The organism is Dictyobacter kobayashii, assembly GCF_003967555.1.
Classification (GTDB): Bacteria; Chloroflexota; Ktedonobacteria; order Ktedonobacterales; family Ktedonobacteraceae; genus Dictyobacter; species Dictyobacter kobayashii.
This window is the reverse complement of sequence record NZ_BIFS01000001.1, coordinates 3,608,212-3,629,371: the sequence shown is the minus strand read 5'-3', so window position 1 is coordinate 3,629,371 and position 21,160 is coordinate 3,608,212. Positions and strand designations below refer to the sequence as shown.

The window sequence follows — 21,160 nt, the reverse complement described above, 5'->3', positions numbered from 1 at the left end:
AGCAGCCAGTAGCAGCGGTACATATGACGGGCGAGCTCGAGTATTGGACATGCAACTCTGCAACAGACACGGCTATCTGATCGTAGAATACATGTACTTATAGCACATACTCTTCCAAAAAAGAGGTATCTCGCCACGTCCGGGGGGACACGACGGCATGGGAAGGAGGCAAGGCTTACTATATGGACATTCTCTATCTTGTAGATCGCTTGGAGAACCTTGTCGCCAATAGCAAACGGATGCCATTAGTCAACCAGATTATTCTTAAAGAGGCCGATCTTTTAACAATCATTGAACAAATGCGCACATCGGTGCCCGGCGAAATCAAACAAGCGCGACGGATTATGCAGGAAAAAGAGCGCATCTTAGCACAGGCCCAGGCCGATGCATCCAATATGCTGGCCCGGGCCAGGGAAGAAACCGAGCGCGCCATGACACGTGAGGGTCTCTTGCGCGTCGCCGAAGAGCGCTCTCAGGAGATCCTCCGAAGGGCAAATGATCAAGCACAATCTATTGTCCGGCGTGCAGAGACCCATACCGAACAAATGCAGGTCGAAGCCGACACCTATGCCTCTGAGACGCTACGCAATCTGCGGGAACATCTCCTCAACGTTGAAATGGAAATCGAACGTACAGTTATGAGTATTGAAAGAGGCCTGGATAGCCTGGAAGGACGCCCCGAGAATGAGGAAGATGCAGAAAATGCGCCACCACCTGACCCAATAGAGCCCGATGATGACGACGATGCGCTCCAACCGCGCTCTCTACCACGGCGCGCCTCACTGGCCGCTGACACCATGGGCGGCCCCAATTATCCAGTGTAATGTAAGCACAATAGTATAATCGTAAGGTAAGCAAGAGAGGCTCCTCTCTCATTTTTTCGGGGCCAGAAGCGCCACAGTAGCGGCGTTTCCGGTGGCTCGTGCCAGCAACAAAGAATCGCAAACGGGACTTGACACCCTCTCATGCCTTGTCTATAATGATCAGGCGCCAGAGAAGAGTAGGGGACAATTCGCCTTGCGCCAAAACGTATTTACTGGCAAGAGTTCTATACTTTTTTAGATCTTAATGGGAAGGATACAATTCCATGATCTTTAATGTGGCGCAACTGATGAAGTCTCCATTCGGCTCGGGGGCCGCATCTGAAGGAGATATTCACGAAGAGCAGGTTCAGCTCGACAAAGATTTTAAGGTTATTGGACCCATCGATGGACATGCACGCATGCGTCGTGTCAACCAGGGACTACTGGTTGACGGCTGGGTCGATCTCACCCTTGAACTCGAATGTGCTCGCTGCTTAAAACATTTTGAGCAGCCGATGCACGTAAAATTTGAAGAGCGCTTTTACCCAACGGTGGATGTGGTGACGGGTACACCACTCCCTCCAATCGATGAGGACGATGTCTTCCCCATCGATGAACACCATCAGGTTGATCTCACCGAAGCAATCCGTCAAGCCGTATTGCTGGCTATCCCGATGGTTCCTTTGTGCAAGGAAGATTGCGCAGGACTATGTGCACAGTGCGGTCATGATCTCAACCTTGGTCCCTGTGACTGCGACGAACCTGAGGTTGATACCCGTCTGAATGTGCTCAAACAATTATTGCAAAACGAAAAACAATCATAACACACTAGCATACACGAGTAGGTAGACCTGAGCACGATCACTCACTCAGGACACAATACTGGTGGAAGAGGAGAAGACAGTAATGGGAGCGTTACCTAAACAACGTATATCGCACGCTCGTCAGGGAGAGCGACGAGCACATCATCATCTGGATTTACCACAGTTAGTTGCCTGCCCACAGTGCAAGCGTCCACGCCTTTCGCATCACGCCTGCCCCAACTGTGGCACATATCGTGGTCGCCAGGTATTCCTGCCCAAGACCCAGAAGTAAGTAAGAAGTAGCAGCAGCTACCATAAACGCACGTCTAACCGCGTGGTGATATCATGGTCGGTCCTTATCCTCGCTTGAGTCCCATCATAAGATGTATGGTAAAAGACGTTGGGATGGTAGCGACCAATCATGATCAGACATTTTAGACCCGCCAGGGCATCCCTTTCGGTTAACGTGCGCTGCGACGGTATTAATAGGGATTCTTTAATCTACCTATCATTACCTGGTTAATTGGTAGCGCTGCGTATTCTTTCTGTAGACGAAGTGGACAAAATGACGACACAAGTTGCCTTTTTATTTCCAGGGCAGGGAAGTCAAAACGTTGGAATGGGAGCGGATGTCTTTGCAGCTTCAGCAGCCGCAAAACACGTTTTCGATACCTTCGATGAAACATTAGGCTTCTCGCTCAGTAATCTTTGCTTTCAGGGACCGGAAGATACCCTACGTTCAACTATTAATGCCCAACCAGCTATTGTCGCTGTAAGTCTGGCATATCTGGCAGCCTTCCAAGAAGCCCTCTCCCCTCAGAATTCATCCTGGACCACACCACTCACCCCTGGCTATACCGCCGGCCATAGTGTTGGCGAATGCACAGCTCTCGTACCCGCAGGGGCGCTTGACGTAAAAAACGTTGCCCGCCTGGTACGCGAACGGGGTCGCTTGATGCATGAAGAGGAAGAAATCTGTCCCGGGGGCATGGCAGCCATCATTGGTATGGATGTTGAGACTTTACAACAGATCTGCCAGGAAGCCACGCAACAGTGCCAGCAGCAATTAGAGCCGGGCGCCCAACAGCATCCCGGTATGGGTAAGGTAGTACTGGCAAACTACAATGCTCCAGGGCAAATAGTCATCTCGGGTGAGCGACAGGCTTTAGAAACCGCCTGTGCAATGGCCAGAGAACGAGGGGCCAAGCGCGCTATAATGCTCTCTGTCAGCGGAGCCTTCCATTCACCTGTTATGCAACCGGCCGCAAGCAGATTAGCTGAATCCGTAGTGGCCACCCAGATTCAAAACGCCTCTTATCCAATTATCAGCAACACCAGCGCCTTACCAATGACCAACGCCTCAGATATCCGCAGCGAACTGGCACAACAGATCGCTGAGTCCGTTCAATGGATCCGCACAATCGAATATTTAGCGGCCCAGGGCGTGACAACCTTCTTTGAGATTGGTCCGGGACAGGCGCTGGCTGGTATGATTAAGCGCATCATTAAAGGTGCGACCATTATCAATATCGGTAGTGTAGGCGAGATCGAAAAAGCCGTTGTCAAAGTACGAGAGCTTGGTTTGCTTTCATAAAACTTAACTTAAGGGACCATACAGAATATACCATTGTCTTCCTGGGAGGAAATAACGCAAACGATCCTGTGATGGAAAAAAGAAGAGTGACATGAGCCGTGAGGTTACCCACAGCAGCCACCACTTACAGGACAGACAGCGCTCGTTACAGGAGCATCTCGGGGTATTGGTAAAGCCATTGCATTGGAACTGGCCCGCCAGGGTGCCAATGTCTGTGTCAACTACCTGGGAAGCGAAGGACGGGCGCAGGCTGTCGTTGACGACATCATAGCGCATGGCGGACAAGCCATTGCCGTTGCGGCCGATATCAGTAAAGCGGAAGAGGTACAAAAACTCTTTGCCACTGTCGCAAGCTGTTTTGGACCCATCCAGATTCTCGTGAATAACGCGGGAATTACGCGCGACAATCTTTTGTTACGCTTAAGCGAAGACGATTGGGATATTGTACTTGACACAAACTTAAAAAGCGCCTATCTTTGCAGTAAAGCAGCAGCGCGCATAATGATACGTGCCCGTAAAGGCTCAATTATCAATATCGCCTCTGTTGTCGCATTGAGCGGTAATCCTGGACAAGCGAACTACGCGGCGGCCAAGAGTGGGCTGATCTCATTCAGCAAAACCCTGGCTCAAGAGCTAGGTTCGCGTAACATTCGTGTTAATGTTATAGCACCGGGATTTATCGAGACAGAAATGACCGCGGAACTCTCGCATGAGGTGCGCACTAATCTGGCCACCAAAATTGCATTGGGACGCCTGGGTACACCCGAAGATATTGCTACCACCGTCGCATTTCTGTGTACACCAGCCGCTCAATACATCACCGGCCAGGTGATTAGTATAGACGGTGGTTTATCACTGTAGTCAGAAGGAATCAAGCACATGGCTATGGAATCACAGCCGACTGGAGTGGTACGCGTAGCACGTCCGGTGCTGACAACCATCGTGTTGAGTACCGCCTTGCAAATTCGCGGTGTCGTCCGAATGGCCCATACCAGTGACCAATGGTCACGTTTATTGGGCCGAGATGTTCCTAACCAGGGCATTAATCTTATAGTTAAAGATAATACTGTTACTGCCGACCTGTATCTAATCGTTGAATCAGGTAGTAACATAGTAGAAGTGGGCACAGCCGTCCAGGAAGAAGTTGCTACCGCCATTGAAAATATGATCGGGATGCAAGTTCAGGGCGTCAATGTCTACATTCAGGATGTTGCATAAATAGCGCGTCTAATGAGTAGAACATCGTCTGCTAACCCTTCCTATGCCTTGACAGCATAGACAGAGCCAAACAGACACCAGCTAGTCACATTCGAGGATACTATGCCAGGGATACGCAGGCAAGCGCGAATGATCGCACTGCAAACACTCTACGAATACGATATCGCCAACCATGCCCCGGAAGAGGTCTTGCAGCGCCATGCCGAGGAGCGCAATCTGCACCCCAAGGTAGTTGAATACGCTAGCGAGCTCGTTCTGGGCGCATATAACCATCTTGCAGATATTGATGCGCACATCCAAAGCGCGGCCCGTGAGTGGCCGTTGCAGCAGATGGCTCGCATCGATAAAAACATTCTCAGACTTGCAATCTACGAAATTCTGTTTAATAATACTGTACCAGCCAAGGCGGCCATTAACGAAGCCGTGGAACTTGCCAAAACATATGGCAGTGAAACATCTAGTCGTTTCGTCAATGGAGTTCTTGGTACAATATTTAATAGGGCCCAACAACAGCCCATCTCAAAAGCGGAAAGCGAGGTGAATTAATGCCTACAATCCATGATCGCCTGAAGAAAATCATCGTCGACCAGCTTGGTGTTGATGAGAGCGAGGTCGTTCCTAGTGCTTCTTTCGTTGAGGATCTCAACGCGGATTCACTCGACCTGGTCGAACTCATCATGTCCCTCGAAGAGGAATTCAAACTGCAAATTTCTGACGAGGATGCTGAGAAGATCACGACGGTCCAGGAGGCCGAGGATTACATCGAAGAGCATCTGCGCTAATATTTCGCAATGCTAGGCGCTTGCTGGTATAATTTTATATATATCGCAAGCGCCCTTTTTTTTAGAATGTGTTTTACTTCCATCATGGGAAGAGTACCGCCCTTGTGCGGACGTGCGCTGACGCGCCCGCATATTTTGTATAGTGTGGTGTAGAAAATGCGCTGGGCGCATTTTCTACACCACACTATACAGAAATTTTGAGCGCCACAGGTGTTAAAGCACCTGAACAGAGCGTGCGAAGAACATGGGAAGCGCGCCCGAAGGTGCTCAAACACATTTTAATCAGGCAAATGACACGACGCGCCTTCAGTGCTCAAACACATTTTAATGAGGCACAGGTGCAAAAAGGCGCGCTCAGCGCGCCTTTTTGCACCTGTGCCTCATTAAAATGTGCGGCCGCGTATGCGGACGCCCGCAAAGGAAACAAAACGCTTCCCCAACAAAAAATAAAACATTTTAAAAAAGTCATTATTTTATTGTCACAAATCCCAATTGTCATGCATCTACATTAACGTAGACGGGTTTTTCTATTCGAGAAAACCCTCCTACGAATGCGAAAAGAGTTGTGTGTGGATACAATGTCTGCAGCGCAAGCTGTTGAAGTGCTAATTCATGAATACTATAAGCTGGTATTCCATACGATCTATGGCCTGACCAATAACTGGGAAGAGAGCCAGGATCTAACACAGGATACCTTCCATCAGGCGCTAAAAGGGATCGACGCCGCCCGGGCCAGCAGTGGAGGTAATTTCCATGCCAGGGCCTGGCTGTTGCGTATTGCCCTGAACAGCGTACGGATGCAGAGAAGAAGGCGAGCACTTTTTAGCTTTATCCCTTTCTCTAGCATGCACGACAAACGCCAGGCAGAAGGTAAAGAGCGCGTAAATACCAGCGATGAGATGGTTCAAGAACAGGCCGCCCCGGTACAACCAGGAGGCTATGGTACCGCAGGCAATGAAGATCCAGCCGAATTTGTAGCGGAACAAGATATGGTACAGCGTACAATGGCCCGGTTACCTGAGCCACTACGCATCTGCCTCTTATTCTCAATCGTCGGCGGGCTCTCAACGGCTGAGATTGCAGATATGCTGGACGTCAAGGAAGCAGCCGTAAGGCAACGCCTGGTCCGTGCGCGTAAGCAGTTCCAACAACTCTATGCACAGGAAAGTGGCGAAGAGTTAGTCGATACGGCGCCCCCGCTATCCACTGGCTTACCGGCCCAACAATCTGATGGTCAGGATCGCAAGCAGCGCAACATGTCAAAGAAAGATACACATCAGCGCCTATCCCTGGCGAGCCAGGCACCATCGATATGGAGTGGCTATGTATAACGACTCGATCGAGACCTTGCTGTTACGCCATTATGGTAGCAACGGGCCGGAGCCTGAGGCTCTAGAGCAGCGCTTATGTGCTTCTGTACACCAGGAAGCACAGGAAATACAGCAGCGACAGACCGCGGCCCGGCGCATCTGTGAACAGCGTATCAGCCGTCGGCGCGCCGTCCAGCTGGTCGCACTGAGTTCCGCTGGCCTTGGTCTCTTAAGTACCGGTGTCGCCAGCGTCCAAAGTATCTTGAGCAGTCAAGAAGGACCACGGCCGGCATATTCTTAAAACTTATGTTGTTTTATTTAGTACAAACAGCAATGTAAATAGTGCCTGATCACTATTTCGTCGTGGCAGGCTTCGTTACAGTCAACTTAATCGGGTGCTACACAGAGGTAAGCACCGTAGCAGGAAAGGAAATTTATCATGGGACTTTTAGGTGGACATGGCTTAGAGCTAATCGTTGTCCTCGTTGTTGCCCTTCTCGTCTTCGGACCAAAGAAGTTGCCTGAAATGGGTTCCGCCATCGGTAAAAGTATTAAAGAATTCAAAAATGGCGTCAACGAAATAACGAAACCTAAAGAAGAGGAAGAAGTACACACCACGCAATCCGCTACCGAGTCTGCTCGTCTGGAACTCGAAGCCATTGAGCGTGAACTGGCCGCTAAAAAAGCTGCCCTGGCTGCACAGGAAGCTGCACAGCCCGAGGTAAGAGCCACACCGACCGTTGACTAATGAAAACTGCTGACACTAGTATAGGGGGATTTCATGGCTACCAGTGATCTAGATCAGCAGGGCCTGTTAAAATCAGGGGGATTCGACAACTCCTCAGAGGACGATGACGAAAATGACCCCTCTGCGATGTCACTGATAGATCATCTTGAAGAACTTCGCCGGCGCATCTTTGTATGTTTGATCGCAGTGGCTGTCGGAGTGGTGATTGCATTCATCTTCCGCACCCAACTTATTCACATCTTGGACGCTCCTTTACCACTTACGGCCAATACTGTGGGAGGTAAAGAAGGTCAGAAGCTGGTGATGACAGGCTTAGGAGAGGCTTTTACAGTTTCTATCAAACTTTCGATAGTTTTCGGCCTGGTGTTTGCGCTTCCGGTCATTCTCTATGAGCTCTGGGCGTTTATTGCACCTGGACTTTATGACAAAGAGAAAAAACATGCGGTTCCATTTATTCTATTGGGACTGATACTGTTCCTCATGGGTGTTACGCTGGGATATTTTATCCTGCAATATCCAGTAGGTTTCTTGATCAACTTTGGCGCGGAGAACTTTACCGAGTTGATATCAGCGAATAGCTACTTCTCGTTTGTGTCGTTATTCTTGCTGATCTTTGGCGCGGTCTTTGAGTTGCCGCTGGTCCTGACCTTTCTGGCCATGATCGGCATCGTAACCGAGCATTTTCTGAAGAGTAAGCGCGCTGTTTCACATGTGGCCATGTGGGCTGCCGCTACCGTTGTTACACCTGGTGGAGATCTGTATAGTCCAGTTTTCATTGGCGTTGCCCTATCAATTCTGTTTGAGTTCAGTATCCTGCTTATTCACTTTGTCGTGAAAAAAGATCCTGCTGACGAGCTCGCCTGAACAGATTAAAAAATAGTGAGGCCATCCCATATATAAAGGGATGGCCTCGCTATTTTTGTTTTGGGCTTTTGCGGACGTGCGCATGCGCGCCCGAGCGGTTTTATTAGAAGGTGTAAAAATGGTGCCAGTCACCATTTTTACACCTTCTAATAAAACTTTTTTAAGTGCCACTTTAGCCTTTTTTAAGTGTCAATATACTCTTTTTAAGTACCACTTTAGCCTTTTTGAGCATCGCTGTATCCTTTTCTAAGCAACACCGTATTTTTTTTAAGTACTGCAGGCATGAAAAGGCATCGGTGGGAATTTGGAGTGGCCATATGCTCTACGAGCCAGAGGAGGATATTTCTAGCTGTTCAGGCAGGGGAGGTGTTGATGAGGTGGGTTCTTGCCAGCGGTCGTGGCCGAATCTGGTCCAGAGGAGGATGAGGGCAAGGGAGTAGAGAATGGTGGTACAGATAAAGACGGGCAGATAACCAACACGAGCAATCATAAGGCCACCAAGGGAGGCTCCTAGCGCCCACATAATCTGGTAGGCGGCCTGATAGCTGCTATTAGCCAGTCCACGGCGCTGCGCTGGTACCACTTCCATGGAAAAAACCTGCAAGATACCTTGAGACATGTCCATAAAGCCCTGCCTTAGAGGATAGAGGGTGGCGGCCAGAGGTAACGAACTGGTGATCCCGATTAAAAGCATGATGGGCAGACTGATAATGCGAGGGATCACCAGGGCAGCCACCTTACCAATGCGTAGGACGAGCCAGGGAGCGAGCAATGTCAGTAGTGCGTTCAATGTATTAGCCGCCGCGTCAATGGCCCCAAATAAGGCTGAGGAGGCTCCTAGATGCTGTACAAAATAGACATTGAAATAGGGGAGCAGTAAACCAGCGCCGGTACCAATCAAAATCTGGATGCCAATCATGACGAGCAGTGGATTGCTAAACAGGGTCTGTGGAGGGATTTTTCTCCATTCAGAGATCATAGAAAGACGTGCTTTGAGTGCCACTCTCATCTGAACAGATCTTTCGTTGCGCTGAGGACGCAGCGGTTGTTCTTCGCGCATCATAAAGAGCGGTATAAAGCTGGGCACAACGATAATACCAGCGACCAGAAGCGCCAGCTGGTAGGAACGAGCCAGCGGCTGCTGGGTCAGAGCCCAATGAATCTCCGCGGGAAGAGGAGCCATCAGCCAGCCTTTGGAGCGGAACCAGAGCGGCAGGATACCTCCAAGAGCTTCTCCGATGACGGTCATAATGAGGGTCAGGACAATATTGAGGCTGAAGAGATGCGACCGTTCAGCTGGCGTGCTATTGCGGGCCAGGAAAGGAGCATTGACAACCAGGATAAAAGCGCCACCGATACCTGCGATAAACGCGCTCAATAGCAGAAAGAATGGCGTACGCAATAAGATCTGGCCGGCTCCGGCGATCCCCACCAGGGCGCTGGCCCAGATCAGGATCGTTTTGCCTTTGAAACGATCAATACAGAGACCAGCCGGAAAGATAGCCACCCCTCCCCGATAGTTCCTGTGAATAATATTAATCCGATAAAGTCAGTATGGTAGCCTAACGCAATCAAATAGAGGTTATAGAGCACCTGGAGAATACCCAGCGTGACTCCACTCAATGCATTGCTGACAAGATATAAACGGGCGTTTCTTTGGAAACGCCCGAATTGATGTATATAATTTTGGGTGAGAGACATGTTACCTTTGTGGACGCATAACTTGTTGCTGAGGAGGTGCCTCATACCGAGGCGCCTGCCCAGGTATGACCTCGGGATGCTCATTCATTAATGCTCGATAGCCCGGGCTGGCAAACTCCTGTCCCGCAGCATCCACATGTGTTTCTGCGCTTTCCCTATGCATCAAGCCAGGCAGGAAAAAAGCCTTGGCAATTGTCCTGGCCTGCATAGTACGGGCACGGAATTCGATAACCACATTAGTTACGCGATCGGATACCTGCTCAACCTTTTTATCCGCAGCGTTGACACGTAGAGGCAATTGAGCAGCGATACGCGCCGCTGGCGAAGCATCTTCCGCAGGTGCGATCCCCTGTTCAACCCTCTTAGAAGTGGTATTAACGCTCTCAACATAAGGGCGCAATATCTTGATCAGCTCGGCTTTTTCGTTTAACCACGACATCGCAAAGCTCATCACCAGATTAAACACCACCGTTACCACAATGAATATTAAGGCAAAAAGGCAGATAACCAGCGCGGCAACCTGACCCATCGTGGCCAGAAGAGGGTTCACTGCTAATATAATAGCCGCCATTACTCGCCTCCTCTATCCACAGCAGCATTCGCGGCCGCCATTGCCTCCATCTGCTGTCTACGACGCTCTTCCGCACGGCTACGGGCATGACCTTTACCCAGGAACACACGTCCCATCTCCTGAGCCGCCACAACGGCAGCCACCGCGCGCACGCTGGGTCCCAGGGCCAGTTCAGAAGTGAATTTGGTCGCTGTGCCAATAGTTGTTACAGTATTACCAGCCGTCTTAGCGGTATCTTTCACAATACCGATTGTTTCATTGACCGAACCAATTAAAGGCTTCATTTCGTCGCGCACGGTATTGATGGCGCGCACAAGCTTAAACACCGAATATATTTGATATACAGTGCCGGCAATGAGCAAGAGTGCCAGAATGATCAAAACCACATAGAGCAGTTCTAATAATTTGCCAAAGATTATCGCCAGTGTAACACCACCAACCAGAATAATAGCCACAACCACACCGGCAATGATTGCGAACCGTTTTGCTTTTTGCATAACGTGCCTCCCAATACGATTGTAAATTAATGCAGTTCCATTATAGCGCACGGGCATGAATGCTTGCAGTTGTAGAAATTCTTAACTTATCGTACCATCCACAAACAGATACAATAAGATAGAAATATAAAACAAACATAGGAATCAGACGCTATCCACGCACCGGACGAGGCATTGATCGATATACCTTTATACCTTTACCATCTTAATACGCAAAAGCAGGATACTATGGCGACAATATATGCCACAATAAGAAGAATAAAACCTGAGAAAATACAGTTGCACATAAAAGAATGCTGAGAATTTTGATCGAGACTTGTTGATTTGGGATTTTACGCGTATCTTCCAGAATAGACCCAACAATAGCCTGGATGGTATAGACGATGTATATCTTCACCTATTCTACCAGCTATTACGTAACAGATACAGCAGAGTAATGGGGTAGGGACATTCTGGTATCTGCAATCAACTAAAAAAAGCGTCAAAGGAGAGCTCAATGAGCCCGATATTCGCCGATCTCGTCATTTTTAATTTTTCCCTGCATGGTATCCACTTTGCTTTGAGCGTTGGCCAGCTGCTTTGCTGGGGCCTGGCACTGGTGGTGGGGATACTTGCGCGCCTGGTCTTTGGTCGCCGGGTGCCATTTGGCATTTTCAGTACTTTTGTAGTCGCACTGATGGGCATCTGGTTTGCCACCGATGTAATTCTGATCGATATTCCTAAGGATATTCTCATCTACGATGTGCCGCTGCTTAAGGCCACTATCTCAGCCATCGTTTTTGAATTGCTCTGGTACCTGATTGCCTATCGCAGTTATCGTTCCTGGACACGCCGCCGCCGCTTATATGCATCCTCAATGCAAAAACAATAACTGAACAGAACCAGCCAGTAACGTAACATTGTGGTGATAGTACTGAGTCTGGAGAATATTATGCAACGACATAGCAGAATTCCACAGTAAAGGGGACGGAACAGATGACGTCCCTTTAACTCATGTGTGATATAATATCGACGGCTTGTTTACATGTACTTTCTTTACTTTATCGAGGCTTCATCTGTGGATATCTCTTTAACCTTTACCATTAGCGCATTTGTGACTTTTTTTACCGTAATTGACCCCGTTGGGCTGGCTCCGGTTGTTGTAGGGCTTACCTCCCATTTTAGCAACGCGCAACGCAATGTAATTGTTGCGCGCGCCACCTTGATCAGTGCGGGTATTATCCTTTTCTTTGCAGTTGTGGGCCGCTACCTGTTAGATCGGCTCGGTATTGAACTCTACGCATTTAATATCGCGGGCGGCGCCCTATTATTCCTGGTCGCCGTAGATATGCTCTTTGGCCGCCAGTCAGGGACGCGCGAAACGAAAGCGGAAGAAGAAGAGGCAATGACGCGTGAAGATATTAGCGTCTTTCCGCTGGCCATCCCTATGATTGCTGGTCCTGGCACGATTGCCACCACCATTCTCTACGTCGGGCAGGCCGCACCGCATCCAATGAGTTTATTATCGGTGGCAGCGGCGATTATCAGTGCTCTTTTCCTGGCCTGGCTGGCCATGAGAAGCTGTACCTGGATCATCAAGCATGTGGGAAAAACCGGCATCCTGGTGTTATCTCGTATCCTGGGTATTCTGCTGGCAGCCCTGGCCATTCAATTCATTCTCAATGGCATTGCCACATATATACATTCAAGTGGATTTATCAAATAACGTCCAGAAATTGTTTCAGGAGGCTGTGCTCATACGACCGAATGGAATGACATAAAGTCCATACCTGCCACCTTCTCTCCTGTAGTACGTAGTACATACAAAGAATGGCTGCATAGCTAGCAACATACCACCAATGGCATACAAATTATACTGGAAAGAAAACAGGTACAAGGTTTTATGAGAACAGCGTGCTTAAAAACGAGGTGTGCGTGAACGATCCTCATCTGCTTGATGGTGTTGCGACGCGCACAGTACGCGCCAAATCGAGTTATCGGGCGGCCCTTTCCCAGTACCGTACCCAACCTCAACTGGCGCGTATCTGCTGGGGAACCTGGATAATCACTATTGGCTCAATCCTGGTATGGTGTTTTACAGCCTCTCAAGTGGCTCAAACCATGGGAGCCCATAGTCTTTCTGCCATACTAACCCATATATTCAATAACGCGATAAACACGCAGCCCAATAGCGACGATGCCCTGACTACAATACTGATTCGTTATGGGGCAAAAGAAAATAACTTGATCCTGCAGGGACAATATTGGCGCTTTCTTACCCCCATCTTCTTGCATGTCAATCTATTGCATGTAGGACTGAATATGCTTAACCTGGTCATCCTGGGAACATTCTTAGAACGCCTGGTTGGTCACCTACGCTTCTTGCTGATTTATTTGATAACAGGTATTATCAGTATTATCGCCAGCTTCGTATTTGCGCCAGATGTTATCAGTGTAGGTGCATCGGGTGCAATCTTCGGCCTGGTCGGAGCTTACAGTATTTTTGTCCTTGTGCATAGACGTGCCTTCCCGCGCGGAGGATTACTAGCGCTCCTCTGGCTGGTCTTTATTGTTGGCATCAACCTGGCCTTTGGCTTTATGATCGCCAATGTTGATAACAATGCGCATATAGGCGGTTTGATCAGTGGTTGTATACTGGGCTGGTGGTTTACTCCTCTTTATCGACCCACGGCTAACCAGATACTGATCGATACACATCGCCTATCACGCAGTTGGCCCTTGGCACTTTTGACAATTTTAGGTACACTACTACTTGCTATTTTAGCTTTACATTTGGGACACTGATCGTTAGACGCCAGGATTGCTCGGCGCAAACGATGGCATATTGGGAGGAAATCTCGTGGAAGCTCAAACGGAACTCCAAAATTATCTAGAACAGGGGAAACAAGCCCTGGCCGAGGGCAAGGGCAGAGAGGCTGCCATTGCCTACGCGCATGGGGCCCAGTTGGAAACTGAAAATCCTCAGGTTCACCTGGGCCTGGCAGAGGCCAACCTGGCCCTTGGCAATTATGGCGTGGTGCAGATGGCCTGTCGCCGTGTGCAAGAATTGCAGCCGGAAGGCGGCACGGAAGGCTGGACCGCCCAGGCGCTACTAGAGTTGCTGGATCGTCGCTACGATCGAGCCCTGAAAAGTGTTGACAAGGCCATCGAGAGCGATCCAGGCGGCGGCTACCTGCATGCATTGCGCTCCTACCTGCTGCGCGCCAATGGACAGGACTATGATGCGAATCTGGCACGGGCCCGTGCTACACGTCTCTCCTACGGAGGTCGTTTTGAAAACTGCTTCCCACCTCTAGAACCTCAGCGTCCCAGCCCACAGGTCACTGCGAACAATCCAGCGTCGGAAGCCTCTACCATTGCCACGCCTGACAATAGCAAACAAGCTGGTGAGCGAACGGCAGCGCCATCGTGGTCACAGCCCAATCCCATGCGCAGACAGGCAGTGCGAACCCGCTTCGCATTAAATCAGTATCCTAGCCTGGTTACACTGATCCTGATCGCGGTCAATGTGCTGATCTATATCTGGTCGACACTTGATCCAAATATTGTTAATATTGGCGCTCAGATAAACCCTTATATCATCAATAATGGAGAATACTGGCGCATCTTTACCGGCATGTTCCTGCACAATGGCATTGCTCACATTGCCTTGAATATGCTTTCTCTCTACTTTGTAGGTCGAGGTGTCGAGATTATCTATGGCAAATGGCGTTACCTGGTCATCTATTTTGTATCAGGTATATTGGGAGGTGTAACGTACCTGGTCATGAGTCCAACGGGGGCCGCAGTTGGCGCTTCAGGCGCTATCTTTGGTATCTTTGGCGCGATCGGCATGTTCTACCTGCTCAATCGGCGCGCATTAGGTGCGGCAGGAACCGGGGCCATTGGGCAGTGGATGTTCTGGCTGGCCATCAACTTGATCTATGGCTTCGCCCCGGGCACCGGGATAGCTATCGCGGCCCATATTGGTGGCCTGGTTGCAGGTATGATCCTGGCCTACATATTAATGCCTCGTTCACGTCGTGGACGAATATTCTTTTAAGTCACTTTTTCCGCAAGAATACGCAAACAAGAAGTAATCACCAATAATGCTGCTTGCTTCTTGTTTTATCCATTACACTAAGAATAGGGAGTCGGGCTTGCAATCTCGCTGTGACCCGGCTGAGTCACATTGATCCTATCAATGTACCGTTACTATCACCACGGCACAAAGACAGGGTGATCCTATCCATGCCCTTTACCCCCCTGCTTGACTCCCTCACTCCTTGTACTCTGCAAAAAGGCGCTGCCTCGATTATGCTTTTTTTGACGGATAGATTATGATATATCCCTTGAAAGAGATCTTCAAAGAAAGGTGATGTATCAGCATGGGCAAACCAGTGTTGGTAATAGTAAATGGCCTGCCAGGCACAGGGAAAACCACGCTATCAAGACGGCTCGCCGCAGATGTACGGCTTCCCGTGTTCTCGCGCGATGGGATGTATGAGACACTTTTTGATGCCCTGGATGGTCAAAGCAATGCATCTTCGTTAGAGATAGCCCCGGCAACATTTAAGCTCCTCTATTATGTGGCAGGCTCAATATTAGCAGCAGGTCAAGCAGTGATCGTTGAGGGATTTTTTGGTCGTCCCGAATTAAGGAGTGCCGAGTTTCTTCAACTGCAACGTAGTTACGATTTTGCGCCGCTACAAATTCTCTGTAAGGCAGATGGAGGAGTACTCGTAGAGCGTTTTCTGGCACGTATGGGGGCAGTAGAGCGCCACGTTGGTCATCAGCATAGCGATCTGGAATGGATTGAGCGAAATAAAGAACGGCTCCTACAGGGGCGTCTCACACCGCTGGCGCTGGATGGTCAGATTATTGAGGTTGATACTACCACCCCTGACAGTTTTGATTATGAGCATGTGCTCCAACGAGTTCAAGCGGCTCTTTCGCAAGGTATTTGATTCCCATGATAATGGGAATAGTGTCGCTTCCAGGCGTACGGGCGCGGCCACGCCCGTACGCCTGGATTACCAGATTATTGATTGTGCTCTGAATTGCGAACGATACGCATAGCTTCTTCTAATATTGAAGGAGAAAGATCCTGGCTGGCAGAGTCAGCTTCATCGGGCTGGAAAACACCCAGTTGATCTTTCTCGGGCAGCAGTTCGGCGATTTCAGCTTCGGATAGGCCCGTCATCTCCTCATAGGCAAGTTCAGCCCCATCTTCGAGCTCATCCAGAATCGCGTTTAGATCGCTCAGGCCACGGAAAGTGACCTTAACTTTTTTCCCGTCTGGATTTTCATAGTTATCGTTTAGCTCCTGGCCTCTGGTCAGGGCTTTGCGATACGCCTCTTCAGGCGAATCAGCGCGGATCAACACCAGGTTATTGTGGACCAAATTCTCGCTTTCGCCTTCGATCTGGATCTCTTCAAGTAGCTCGGCCAGATACCATTTTACATTTTCGGGGATATTCGCCATGAGGAGGCTCCTCTCTGTCTAACTCCGTGTGCATCGTCAATGATCAACAAATCCATCTTATTAGTTAGTTAAGCAAGCATTTGTGCGAGCATTCTAACACGAACCCAAAGACAAGTATATACAACCGTAACAAACTGTAAAAACCAATCATATGTGCCAGCTATGGATATCACAATTAGCTAATATCCTCAGCAATCAGGCCCGCCACAATCTTGCCAGACAACATAACCAGGGCACGCCCCCACCAGGATGAGTACTGCCACCCACAAAATAGAGTCCCTGGACATCTGAAGCCCGATTGCCTGGCCGCGTAAAGGGAGCCATACGATCGTTCGAGGAAAGTCCATAAATGGAACCAGCATTGGCACCATAATTGCGCTGAAAATCCTGCGGGGTCAAAATTTGCTCATAGACCAGATTCTCTCTGATATCTGCCAGCTCGATCTGCGGATAACGGGCCAGCGCATCCAGTACCAGGTTTCGGTAGGCAGGAGCGTCTCGCTGCCAGTTAGAACGAGCGGTCAGATAAGGGGCGTTGACCAGCACAAACAGATTTTCATGTCCCGCAGGCGCCTGGCTGGCATCCGTGCGTGTGGTGGCACAGATATAGATCGTGGGATTGCGCTGGGGAATCTTATACTCAAATAGATCTACAAACTCCGCCCGATAGTCATCTGAGAAGAAGATATTATGATGGGCAAGCTCAGGATACTGTTTGCGGGTTCCCAACAACAGGACGAAGCCTGAGCTAGATGGTTCAAGCTGCTCTAAACGCCGCGCACGCTGCTGCTTGCGTACAGCGGGCGAGAGCAATTCCCGGTAGGTTGTCACGACATCGCTATTGGCCACCACCAGCTCGCTACGCAACACGCGTCCATCATCCAGCACAACACCAGTGGCGCGGCCGCGTTCGACCAGGATACGACTAACTTCACAACTGGTCTCAATCGTTACTCCTAGCTCCTTAGCCAGCTTCTCCAGGGCCCGGGCCAGGGCATAGATGCCACCACAGGGATACCAACCGCCGTCAGCCAGTTCAACATAGGGAATGATGCTATAGACAGAGGCAACCTGGTAGGGCGATGAACCATTATAGGTGGCGTAACGATCAAAGAGCTGGCGAATATGCGCATCCTCAAAAAAAGAGCCGACATGCTGATCTAATGTGGATGGAGAGAGCGCGGTAAGCACCGCCCTGAGCCGCTCTCCTGGCTCATCCTGTTCTCCCTCCGGAGTAGTGTAATGTCCGCGCCAGACGAAGCGCAGGAAGGTCTGGAACACATCTAATGGACTACCCAGGCTGTTGTAGAGAAAAGGATCAGCCGAGGCGGCAAAAATTGTGCGTGCCTGGTTGAAAAAGCGCCAGAAAGCCTCAGCATCATGCTGACTGAAGCGCGCTATCTCTTGCGCAAACCGCTGCCGGTCACGCCAGGCATGCAGGATAGCGCCATCGCGATAAAAATAGCGACAGGTCTCATCCAGGGGCTGCAAATCAAGATAATCCTCAAGGCGACGACCAGCCGCTTGAAATAGCTCACGCAGCACATAGGGCATCGTAATCAGCGAGGGACCAGTATCAAAGCTGAAGCCATCCTGCTCAATCTGGTTGAGCTTGCCGCCTACCCGAGGCTGACGTTCTAGTAGCGTAACGGCATGTCCTTGAGCCGCCAGGTGAATGGCGGCCGACATGCCCCCGATTCCCGCACCGACAATTATGATCTTTTTATGTACAGACATACTCATACCTCTGTATAATATTCATTATATTTATAGTATTCAGAACCTTCAGATATCCTATTGTAGGATGTGGATACCAATCCAGGATGGGTAAGGAGACAGCCATAAATGATACCTGCACGTAAGTTTCCGCTGGGCGAGAAACTGGTCTGGTTGTTAATACATACATCATTGCGAGGTCATTTTGATCGCGTATTTTTCCGCATGCATGAAACGCTGACAGAAGAACAACGCCGCCTCCCCATTATTATATGCGCAAACCATTCCAGCTGGTGGGATGGCTATGTGGGTGCACTGGTGGAGCGCCACTTGAAGTTGGATGGCTACCTGATGATGGAAGAGCCACAACTCAAGCGCTATTTCTTCTTTCGCTGGATCGGCTGCTTCTCAGTTGACCGCCACAATCCACGTTCAGCCATGCAAACCATTCACTATGCCAGCAAACTACTCAAAAAACGGCCTGGACACATGGTCTGGCTCTTTCCCCAGGGCGAAATTTTTCCAAATGATTACCGTCACTGACTTTCTTTAGTGGAGCGGCCCAGATCGCCAGGTTAGCTGCTCCCGCGCTGGTATATCCCCTGGCTATTCGGATTGAATACCGGGCAGAGCAGAGGCCGGACCTTTATATCAGCATGGGTAAACCGCTGCTAATCGGAGAAACAGAGCTACAGACGCGGGGCTTCTTAAAACACTACACCGCATGTCTACAAGAAAAAGTTACCGAGGAGCTGGACCAGCTACGTACTGATGTCATTAACAGCAATTATGCCAGCTTTACCCAGATCTTGCGCGGTCGAGCATCAACCAATAGAATGTTTGATGCGGCACTCTTACGCAAACAAATTCAGCATCAATAGAGGTAAACATGCTCTCTCTTGAACCAGCAAGCCTGATCACTTCTGCCATCATACCAGCTATTTTAAGCATTGTCTTATTTATCTTACTTATCAACTTTACTATTTTACTGATCAATCTCTGCACTTTTACCCGTTTGCGGGCCACGCAAGAGGGCGCAACGGAGACAGTAGAACCGTTGGTCTCGGTCCTGATCCCGGCTCGCAATGAAGCAGCAAACATCGAGGCCTGTGTGCGCTCATTGCTCGCCCAGCAGTATAGTCAGATCGAGATCATAGTGCTGAACGACCAGAGCAGTGATCAAACCGCCACAATCGTAGGGCGCCTGATCACTGAGCTCCCTGCGCAGCCGACTACCAGCTTACGTCTGATTGAGGGCAAGCCACTACCACCGGGATGGATCGGAAAAAAACTTTGCCTGCTATCAACTGGCCCAACAGGCAAAGGGAGCATACATCCTCTTTACTGACGCGGACACCATTCATCATGCAACGATGGTCAAAGCTGTCATGCGGCAGATGCAACAACGTAAAGTACAACTGCTCTCGGCCCAGCCAGAACAGATACTGGGTAGCCTGGGTGAGCATTTAATCGTTCCGTTGCTCAACTTTACCATTCTGACCCTGCTGCCTGTGGCCCTGATACCGCTACGACCAGAGCCCAGCCTGGCAACCGGAAATGGACAAATGCTCTGCTTTCAGCGCGACGCTTATCAGGCAATTGGTGGGCACGCCGCGGTTAAAGGTAGAATTTTGGAGGATGTGCTACTGGCGCGCGCCATCAAGGAAGCGGGCTATCGCATGGCTTATGCTGATGCGCTGGAGCTCATTCAGTGTCGTATGTATCATTCATTTGACGAGGTCTGGTCAGGCTTCTCAAAAAATCTATTTGCCTTTTATAATTACTCACTCCCATTTGCCCTGGGCGCACTGCTACTCAACCTGCTCCTCTTCGTCGTCCCGCAATGCATCCTCTGCGCAAACCTGCTCATGGCGAGCAATACGTTGCTTAGCATATTGGCCCTGCTAGCTACTCTGTTGCCAATCATCATGCGCATCTTGCTGGCCCTGCGCTTCAATCAAAACAGAATCGGTTGGGCCCTGGGGTGCAGCCTGCTCCATCCGCTCTCAATTGCACTAGAATGCCTGATCTTACTTAATTCGATCCGCTGGCACTATCGAAAGACCGGAACCGCCTGGAAAGGCAGATATTATCCCGCCTAGCTGTATGACAAAACGGTGCCCATCCAATCAATGCAGGACCGCATTGGTTGGATGGGCGGGATCAATCAGCCTATCAGGCCATTATGCCCATACAGCTATGAATGTAGAGTTTCATTAGTAGGCATAAAAAGAAAAAACTTGTGGGAACGCCGCACAAAGGCGATGATGAGTACTGCGCCGAGCGCGCTCAAACGCGCCCCAATAGTAGCCATGGGTAAGATCAACCAGCCCGAACATAAAACAGGCTGCAAAGGAACAACACAAGAGGGGCCAGCATTGCTAGCCGTTCAACTTTTCCCATCTTCTGCACATGCGCCCAGACCCCCTGTTCGTGTAAAGAAAAACGCTCAGCGTTTATCCCGCCCAATACCACATACAACACAACCACAAGCACGAACGCGACCACAAACCATGCCACAAAATTCATCAACGGCACCCCGTAGTAGTCCATGGGACCCTGAGCCAACCATCGCCAATAAAACACAACATGAGCCGCTACAGGTTCAATCGCCAGATCCAAAAGCGTCGCTAGCATCGCGCCAAGCAATGCTCCCCCTATATCTATGCCACGTCCAACAGGCAGGCGACGTTTCACGATGCCATAGCCACCAAAGACGATCAATATCCAGGCAAACATCACAGCCAGTGGGACACCACCCGGGAGGCGAGAAGCAAAACAGGGGTATAGCGATAACTCCCAAAGGGGGAAACCGGTGTTAACGCCCAGAGTTTCAACCAGGTAGGAAAAGATAATTACACATGCGCCCGCTATTAATGCCGGGAGAGGTCCATAGCATAACATAGCCGCCAGCAGTAAAATGCATCCTTCTAAAAATAGCAGGAAGCTACCGGCCCAATCTAAAGAAAAGGGCGGCTTGACATCGAAAGCCACCCCGATTACCGCAAAGGGATAACAAAAACAAAATATGATGACCAGCGCGACAAACAAGGCGCGCTGACTTGTCGAGATACGCTTCACAATCGCCT

General features: G+C 49.8%; 26 protein-coding genes and 1 pseudogene. 21 read left to right on the top strand and 6 right to left on the bottom strand.

The genetic code is table 11. The features are described 5' to 3' along the window. Nucleotides 1-182: 182 nt before the first annotated feature. From EL645_RS16025 to tatC, 12 genes and pseudogenes are all read left to right on the top strand, one after another. Complete coding sequence (locus EL645_RS16025; protein WP_126551453.1) at nt 183-824, top strand: ATP synthase subunit B family protein; 642 nt, start codon at nt 183-185, stop codon at nt 822-824. A gap of 263 nt (nt 825-1,087) precedes the next feature. After that, complete coding sequence (locus EL645_RS16020; RefSeq protein ID WP_126551452.1) at nt 1,088-1,627, top strand: YceD family protein; 540 nt, start codon at nt 1,088-1,090, stop codon at nt 1,625-1,627. A gap of 82 nt (nt 1,628-1,709) precedes the next feature. Beyond that, nucleotides 1,710-1,898, top strand: coding sequence for a 50S ribosomal protein L32 (gene rpmF, locus EL645_RS16015; protein ID WP_126551451.1), 189 nt, complete (start codon nt 1,710-1,712; stop codon nt 1,896-1,898). A gap of 273 nt (nt 1,899-2,171) precedes the next feature. Next, the gene (gene fabD / locus EL645_RS16010) at nt 2,172-3,200 is read left to right on the top strand and encodes an ACP S-malonyltransferase (RefSeq protein WP_126551450.1); all 1,029 of its coding nucleotides are present in this window, start codon (nt 2,172-2,174) and stop codon (nt 3,198-3,200) included. Between the two features lie 123 nt (nt 3,201-3,323). Continuing rightward, nucleotides 3,324-4,061 (top strand): annotated as a pseudogene (gene fabG, locus EL645_RS16005) (3-oxoacyl-[acyl-carrier-protein] reductase); the annotation flags it as partial. A gap of 18 nt (nt 4,062-4,079) precedes the next feature. Next, entirely contained in the window at nt 4,080-4,418 is a 339-nt protein-coding gene (locus EL645_RS16000) for an Asp23/Gls24 family envelope stress response protein (RefSeq protein WP_126551448.1), read from the top strand. 102 nt (nt 4,419-4,520) lie between these two features. Then, on the top strand, nt 4,521-4,964 hold the full coding sequence (nusB, locus tag EL645_RS15995) for a transcription antitermination factor NusB (RefSeq protein ID WP_126551447.1): 444 nt from the start codon (nt 4,521-4,523) through the stop codon (nt 4,962-4,964). Continuing rightward, nucleotides 4,964-5,200, top strand: coding sequence for an acyl carrier protein (gene acpP, locus EL645_RS15990; RefSeq protein WP_126551446.1), 237 nt, complete (start codon nt 4,964-4,966; stop codon nt 5,198-5,200). The genes nusB and acpP overlap by 1 nt, the downstream gene beginning before the upstream one ends. Nucleotides 5,201-5,778: 578 nt before the next feature. Then, the gene (locus EL645_RS15985; protein WP_246035548.1) at nt 5,779-6,531 is read left to right on the top strand and encodes an RNA polymerase sigma factor; all 753 of its coding nucleotides are present in this window, start codon (nt 5,779-5,781) and stop codon (nt 6,529-6,531) included. Continuing rightward, a complete protein-coding gene (locus EL645_RS15980; RefSeq protein ID WP_126551444.1) occupies nt 6,524-6,811 on the top strand; it encodes a hypothetical protein in 288 nt (95 codons plus the stop codon). The genes EL645_RS15985 and EL645_RS15980 overlap by 8 nt, the downstream gene beginning before the upstream one ends. A gap of 138 nt (nt 6,812-6,949) precedes the next feature. Next, complete coding sequence (locus tag EL645_RS44210) at nt 6,950-7,258, top strand: twin-arginine translocase TatA/TatE family subunit (RefSeq protein WP_126551443.1); 309 nt, start codon at nt 6,950-6,952, stop codon at nt 7,256-7,258. Nucleotides 7,259-7,291: 33 nt separating this feature from the next. Continuing rightward, complete coding sequence (tatC, locus tag EL645_RS15970) at nt 7,292-8,122, top strand: twin-arginine translocase subunit TatC (RefSeq protein WP_126551442.1); 831 nt, start codon at nt 7,292-7,294, stop codon at nt 8,120-8,122. A 322-nt stretch (nt 8,123-8,444) separates the two neighbouring features. Here the strand turns inward: tatC and EL645_RS15965 are convergent, their stop codons facing one another. The 3 genes from EL645_RS15965 to EL645_RS15955 form a co-directional block, all read right to left on the bottom strand. After that, complete coding sequence (locus EL645_RS15965; RefSeq protein ID WP_161977396.1) at nt 8,445-9,629, bottom strand: MFS transporter; 1,185 nt, start codon at nt 9,627-9,629, stop codon at nt 8,445-8,447. A 195-nt stretch (nt 9,630-9,824) separates the two neighbouring features. Continuing rightward, the gene (locus EL645_RS15960; RefSeq protein ID WP_126551440.1) at nt 9,825-10,394 is read right to left on the bottom strand and encodes a hypothetical protein; all 570 of its coding nucleotides are present in this window, start codon (nt 10,392-10,394) and stop codon (nt 9,825-9,827) included. Further along, nucleotides 10,394-10,891, bottom strand: a complete 498-nt coding sequence (locus EL645_RS15955; RefSeq protein ID WP_126551439.1) for a hypothetical protein — start codon at nt 10,889-10,891, stop codon at nt 10,394-10,396. The genes EL645_RS15960 and EL645_RS15955 overlap by 1 nt, the downstream gene beginning before the upstream one ends. 496 nt (nt 10,892-11,387) lie before the next feature. Between EL645_RS15955 and EL645_RS15950 the strand changes: the two genes are divergently transcribed. From EL645_RS15950 to EL645_RS15930, 5 genes are all read left to right on the top strand, one after another. Further along, nucleotides 11,388-11,762, top strand: coding sequence for a hypothetical protein (locus EL645_RS15950; protein WP_126551438.1), 375 nt, complete (start codon nt 11,388-11,390; stop codon nt 11,760-11,762). 186 nt (nt 11,763-11,948) lie between these two features. Continuing rightward, nucleotides 11,949-12,596 carry a MarC family protein gene (locus tag EL645_RS15945; RefSeq protein ID WP_126551437.1) on the top strand — a complete coding sequence of 216 codons (648 nt, stop codon included), beginning with the start codon at nt 11,949-11,951 and terminating at the stop codon, nt 12,594-12,596. Nucleotides 12,597-12,805: 209 nt separating this feature from the next. Then, complete coding sequence (locus tag EL645_RS15940) at nt 12,806-13,675, top strand: rhomboid family intramembrane serine protease (protein ID WP_136625225.1); 870 nt, start codon at nt 12,806-12,808, stop codon at nt 13,673-13,675. A 55-nt stretch (nt 13,676-13,730) separates the two neighbouring features. Continuing rightward, nucleotides 13,731-14,933, top strand: coding sequence for a rhomboid family protein (locus tag EL645_RS15935; RefSeq protein WP_126551435.1), 1,203 nt, complete (start codon nt 13,731-13,733; stop codon nt 14,931-14,933). Nucleotides 14,934-15,258: 325 nt separating this feature from the next. Further along, nucleotides 15,259-15,837 carry a P-loop nucleotide/nucleoside kinase family protein gene (locus tag EL645_RS15930; protein ID WP_126551434.1) on the top strand — a complete coding sequence of 193 codons (579 nt, stop codon included), beginning with the start codon at nt 15,259-15,261 and terminating at the stop codon, nt 15,835-15,837. A gap of 74 nt (nt 15,838-15,911) precedes the next feature. Here EL645_RS15930 and EL645_RS15925 read toward each other — a convergent pair whose 3' ends face one another. Continuing rightward, nucleotides 15,912-16,355 carry a DUF4288 domain-containing protein gene (locus EL645_RS15925; RefSeq protein WP_126551433.1) on the bottom strand — a complete coding sequence of 148 codons (444 nt, stop codon included), beginning with the start codon at nt 16,353-16,355 and terminating at the stop codon, nt 15,912-15,914. A gap of 195 nt (nt 16,356-16,550) precedes the next feature. Then, nucleotides 16,551-18,092: a phytoene desaturase family protein gene (locus tag EL645_RS15920; RefSeq protein WP_218031867.1), complete on the bottom strand. Its 1,542-nt coding sequence runs from the start codon at nt 18,090-18,092 to the stop codon at nt 16,551-16,553. 108 nt (nt 18,093-18,200) lie between these two features. Between EL645_RS15920 and EL645_RS15915 the strand changes: the two genes are divergently transcribed. The 4 genes from EL645_RS15915 (at nt 18,201) to EL645_RS15900 (ending at nt 20,173) form a co-directional block, all read left to right on the top strand. Beyond that, nucleotides 18,201-18,614: a lysophospholipid acyltransferase family protein gene (locus tag EL645_RS15915; protein WP_126551432.1), complete on the top strand. Its 414-nt coding sequence runs from the start codon at nt 18,201-18,203 to the stop codon at nt 18,612-18,614. Nucleotides 18,615-18,727: 113 nt separating this feature from the next. Then, nucleotides 18,728-18,952 carry a hypothetical protein gene (locus EL645_RS15910; protein WP_126551431.1) on the top strand — a complete coding sequence of 75 codons (225 nt, stop codon included), beginning with the start codon at nt 18,728-18,730 and terminating at the stop codon, nt 18,950-18,952. Between the two features lie 8 nt (nt 18,953-18,960). Beyond that, nucleotides 18,961-19,419 (top strand): glycosyltransferase family 2 protein, encoded by a 459-nt coding sequence (locus EL645_RS44205; protein WP_126551430.1) that lies wholly within the window; start codon nt 18,961-18,963, stop codon nt 19,417-19,419. Beyond that, on the top strand, nt 19,322-20,173 hold the full coding sequence (locus EL645_RS15900) for a glycosyltransferase family 2 protein (RefSeq protein ID WP_126551429.1): 852 nt from the start codon (nt 19,322-19,324) through the stop codon (nt 20,171-20,173). The genes EL645_RS44205 and EL645_RS15900 overlap by 98 nt, the downstream gene beginning before the upstream one ends. A 220-nt stretch (nt 20,174-20,393) precedes the next feature. Here the strand turns inward: EL645_RS15900 and EL645_RS15895 are convergent, their stop codons facing one another. Next, nucleotides 20,394-21,152: a carotenoid biosynthesis protein gene (locus EL645_RS15895; protein WP_126551428.1), complete on the bottom strand. Its 759-nt coding sequence runs from the start codon at nt 21,150-21,152 to the stop codon at nt 20,394-20,396. Nucleotides 21,153-21,160: the final 8 nt, after the last annotated feature.

Excerpts from the sequence above, each read along its gene's own strand:
- EL645_RS15950 (WP_126551438.1), top strand. The coding sequence starts at position 11,388 with ATGAGCCCGATATTCGCCGATCTCGTCATTTTTAATTTTTCCCTGCAT.
- EL645_RS44210 (WP_126551443.1), top strand. The coding sequence starts at position 6,950 with ATGGGACTTTTAGGTGGACATGGCTTAGAGCTAATCGTTGTCCTCGTT.
- EL645_RS15925 (WP_126551433.1), bottom strand. The coding sequence starts at position 16,355 with ATGGCGAATATCCCCGAAAATGTAAAATGGTATCTGGCCGAGCTACTT.
- EL645_RS15915 (WP_126551432.1), top strand. The coding sequence starts at position 18,201 with ATGATACCTGCACGTAAGTTTCCGCTGGGCGAGAAACTGGTCTGGTTG.
- EL645_RS15910 (WP_126551431.1), top strand. The coding sequence starts at position 18,728 with ATGGGTAAACCGCTGCTAATCGGAGAAACAGAGCTACAGACGCGGGGC.
- EL645_RS16000 (WP_126551448.1), top strand. The coding sequence starts at position 4,080 with ATGGCTATGGAATCACAGCCGACTGGAGTGGTACGCGTAGCACGTCCG.
- EL645_RS16025 (WP_126551453.1), top strand. The coding sequence starts at position 183 with ATGGACATTCTCTATCTTGTAGATCGCTTGGAGAACCTTGTCGCCAAT.
- EL645_RS15920 (WP_218031867.1), bottom strand. The coding sequence starts at position 18,092 with ATGTCTGTACATAAAAAGATCATAATTGTCGGTGCGGGAATCGGGGGC.
- EL645_RS16020 (WP_126551452.1), top strand. The coding sequence starts at position 1,088 with ATGATCTTTAATGTGGCGCAACTGATGAAGTCTCCATTCGGCTCGGGG.
- acpP (WP_126551446.1), top strand. The coding sequence starts at position 4,964 with ATGCCTACAATCCATGATCGCCTGAAGAAAATCATCGTCGACCAGCTT.
- EL645_RS15985 (WP_246035548.1), top strand. The coding sequence starts at position 5,779 with ATGTCTGCAGCGCAAGCTGTTGAAGTGCTAATTCATGAATACTATAAG.
- EL645_RS15980 (WP_126551444.1), top strand. The coding sequence starts at position 6,524 with ATGTATAACGACTCGATCGAGACCTTGCTGTTACGCCATTATGGTAGC.
- EL645_RS15930 (WP_126551434.1), top strand. The coding sequence starts at position 15,259 with ATGGGCAAACCAGTGTTGGTAATAGTAAATGGCCTGCCAGGCACAGGG.
- fabD (WP_126551450.1), top strand. The coding sequence starts at position 2,172 with ATGACGACACAAGTTGCCTTTTTATTTCCAGGGCAGGGAAGTCAAAAC.
- EL645_RS15960 (WP_126551440.1), bottom strand. The coding sequence starts at position 10,394 with ATGGCGGCTATTATATTAGCAGTGAACCCTCTTCTGGCCACGATGGGT.
- tatC (WP_126551442.1), top strand. The coding sequence starts at position 7,292 with ATGGCTACCAGTGATCTAGATCAGCAGGGCCTGTTAAAATCAGGGGGA.
- rpmF (WP_126551451.1), top strand. The coding sequence starts at position 1,710 with ATGGGAGCGTTACCTAAACAACGTATATCGCACGCTCGTCAGGGAGAG.
- EL645_RS15955 (WP_126551439.1), bottom strand. The coding sequence starts at position 10,891 with ATGCAAAAAGCAAAACGGTTCGCAATCATTGCCGGTGTGGTTGTGGCT.
- EL645_RS44205 (WP_126551430.1), top strand. The coding sequence starts at position 18,961 with ATGCTCTCTCTTGAACCAGCAAGCCTGATCACTTCTGCCATCATACCA.
- nusB (WP_126551447.1), top strand. The coding sequence starts at position 4,521 with ATGCCAGGGATACGCAGGCAAGCGCGAATGATCGCACTGCAAACACTC.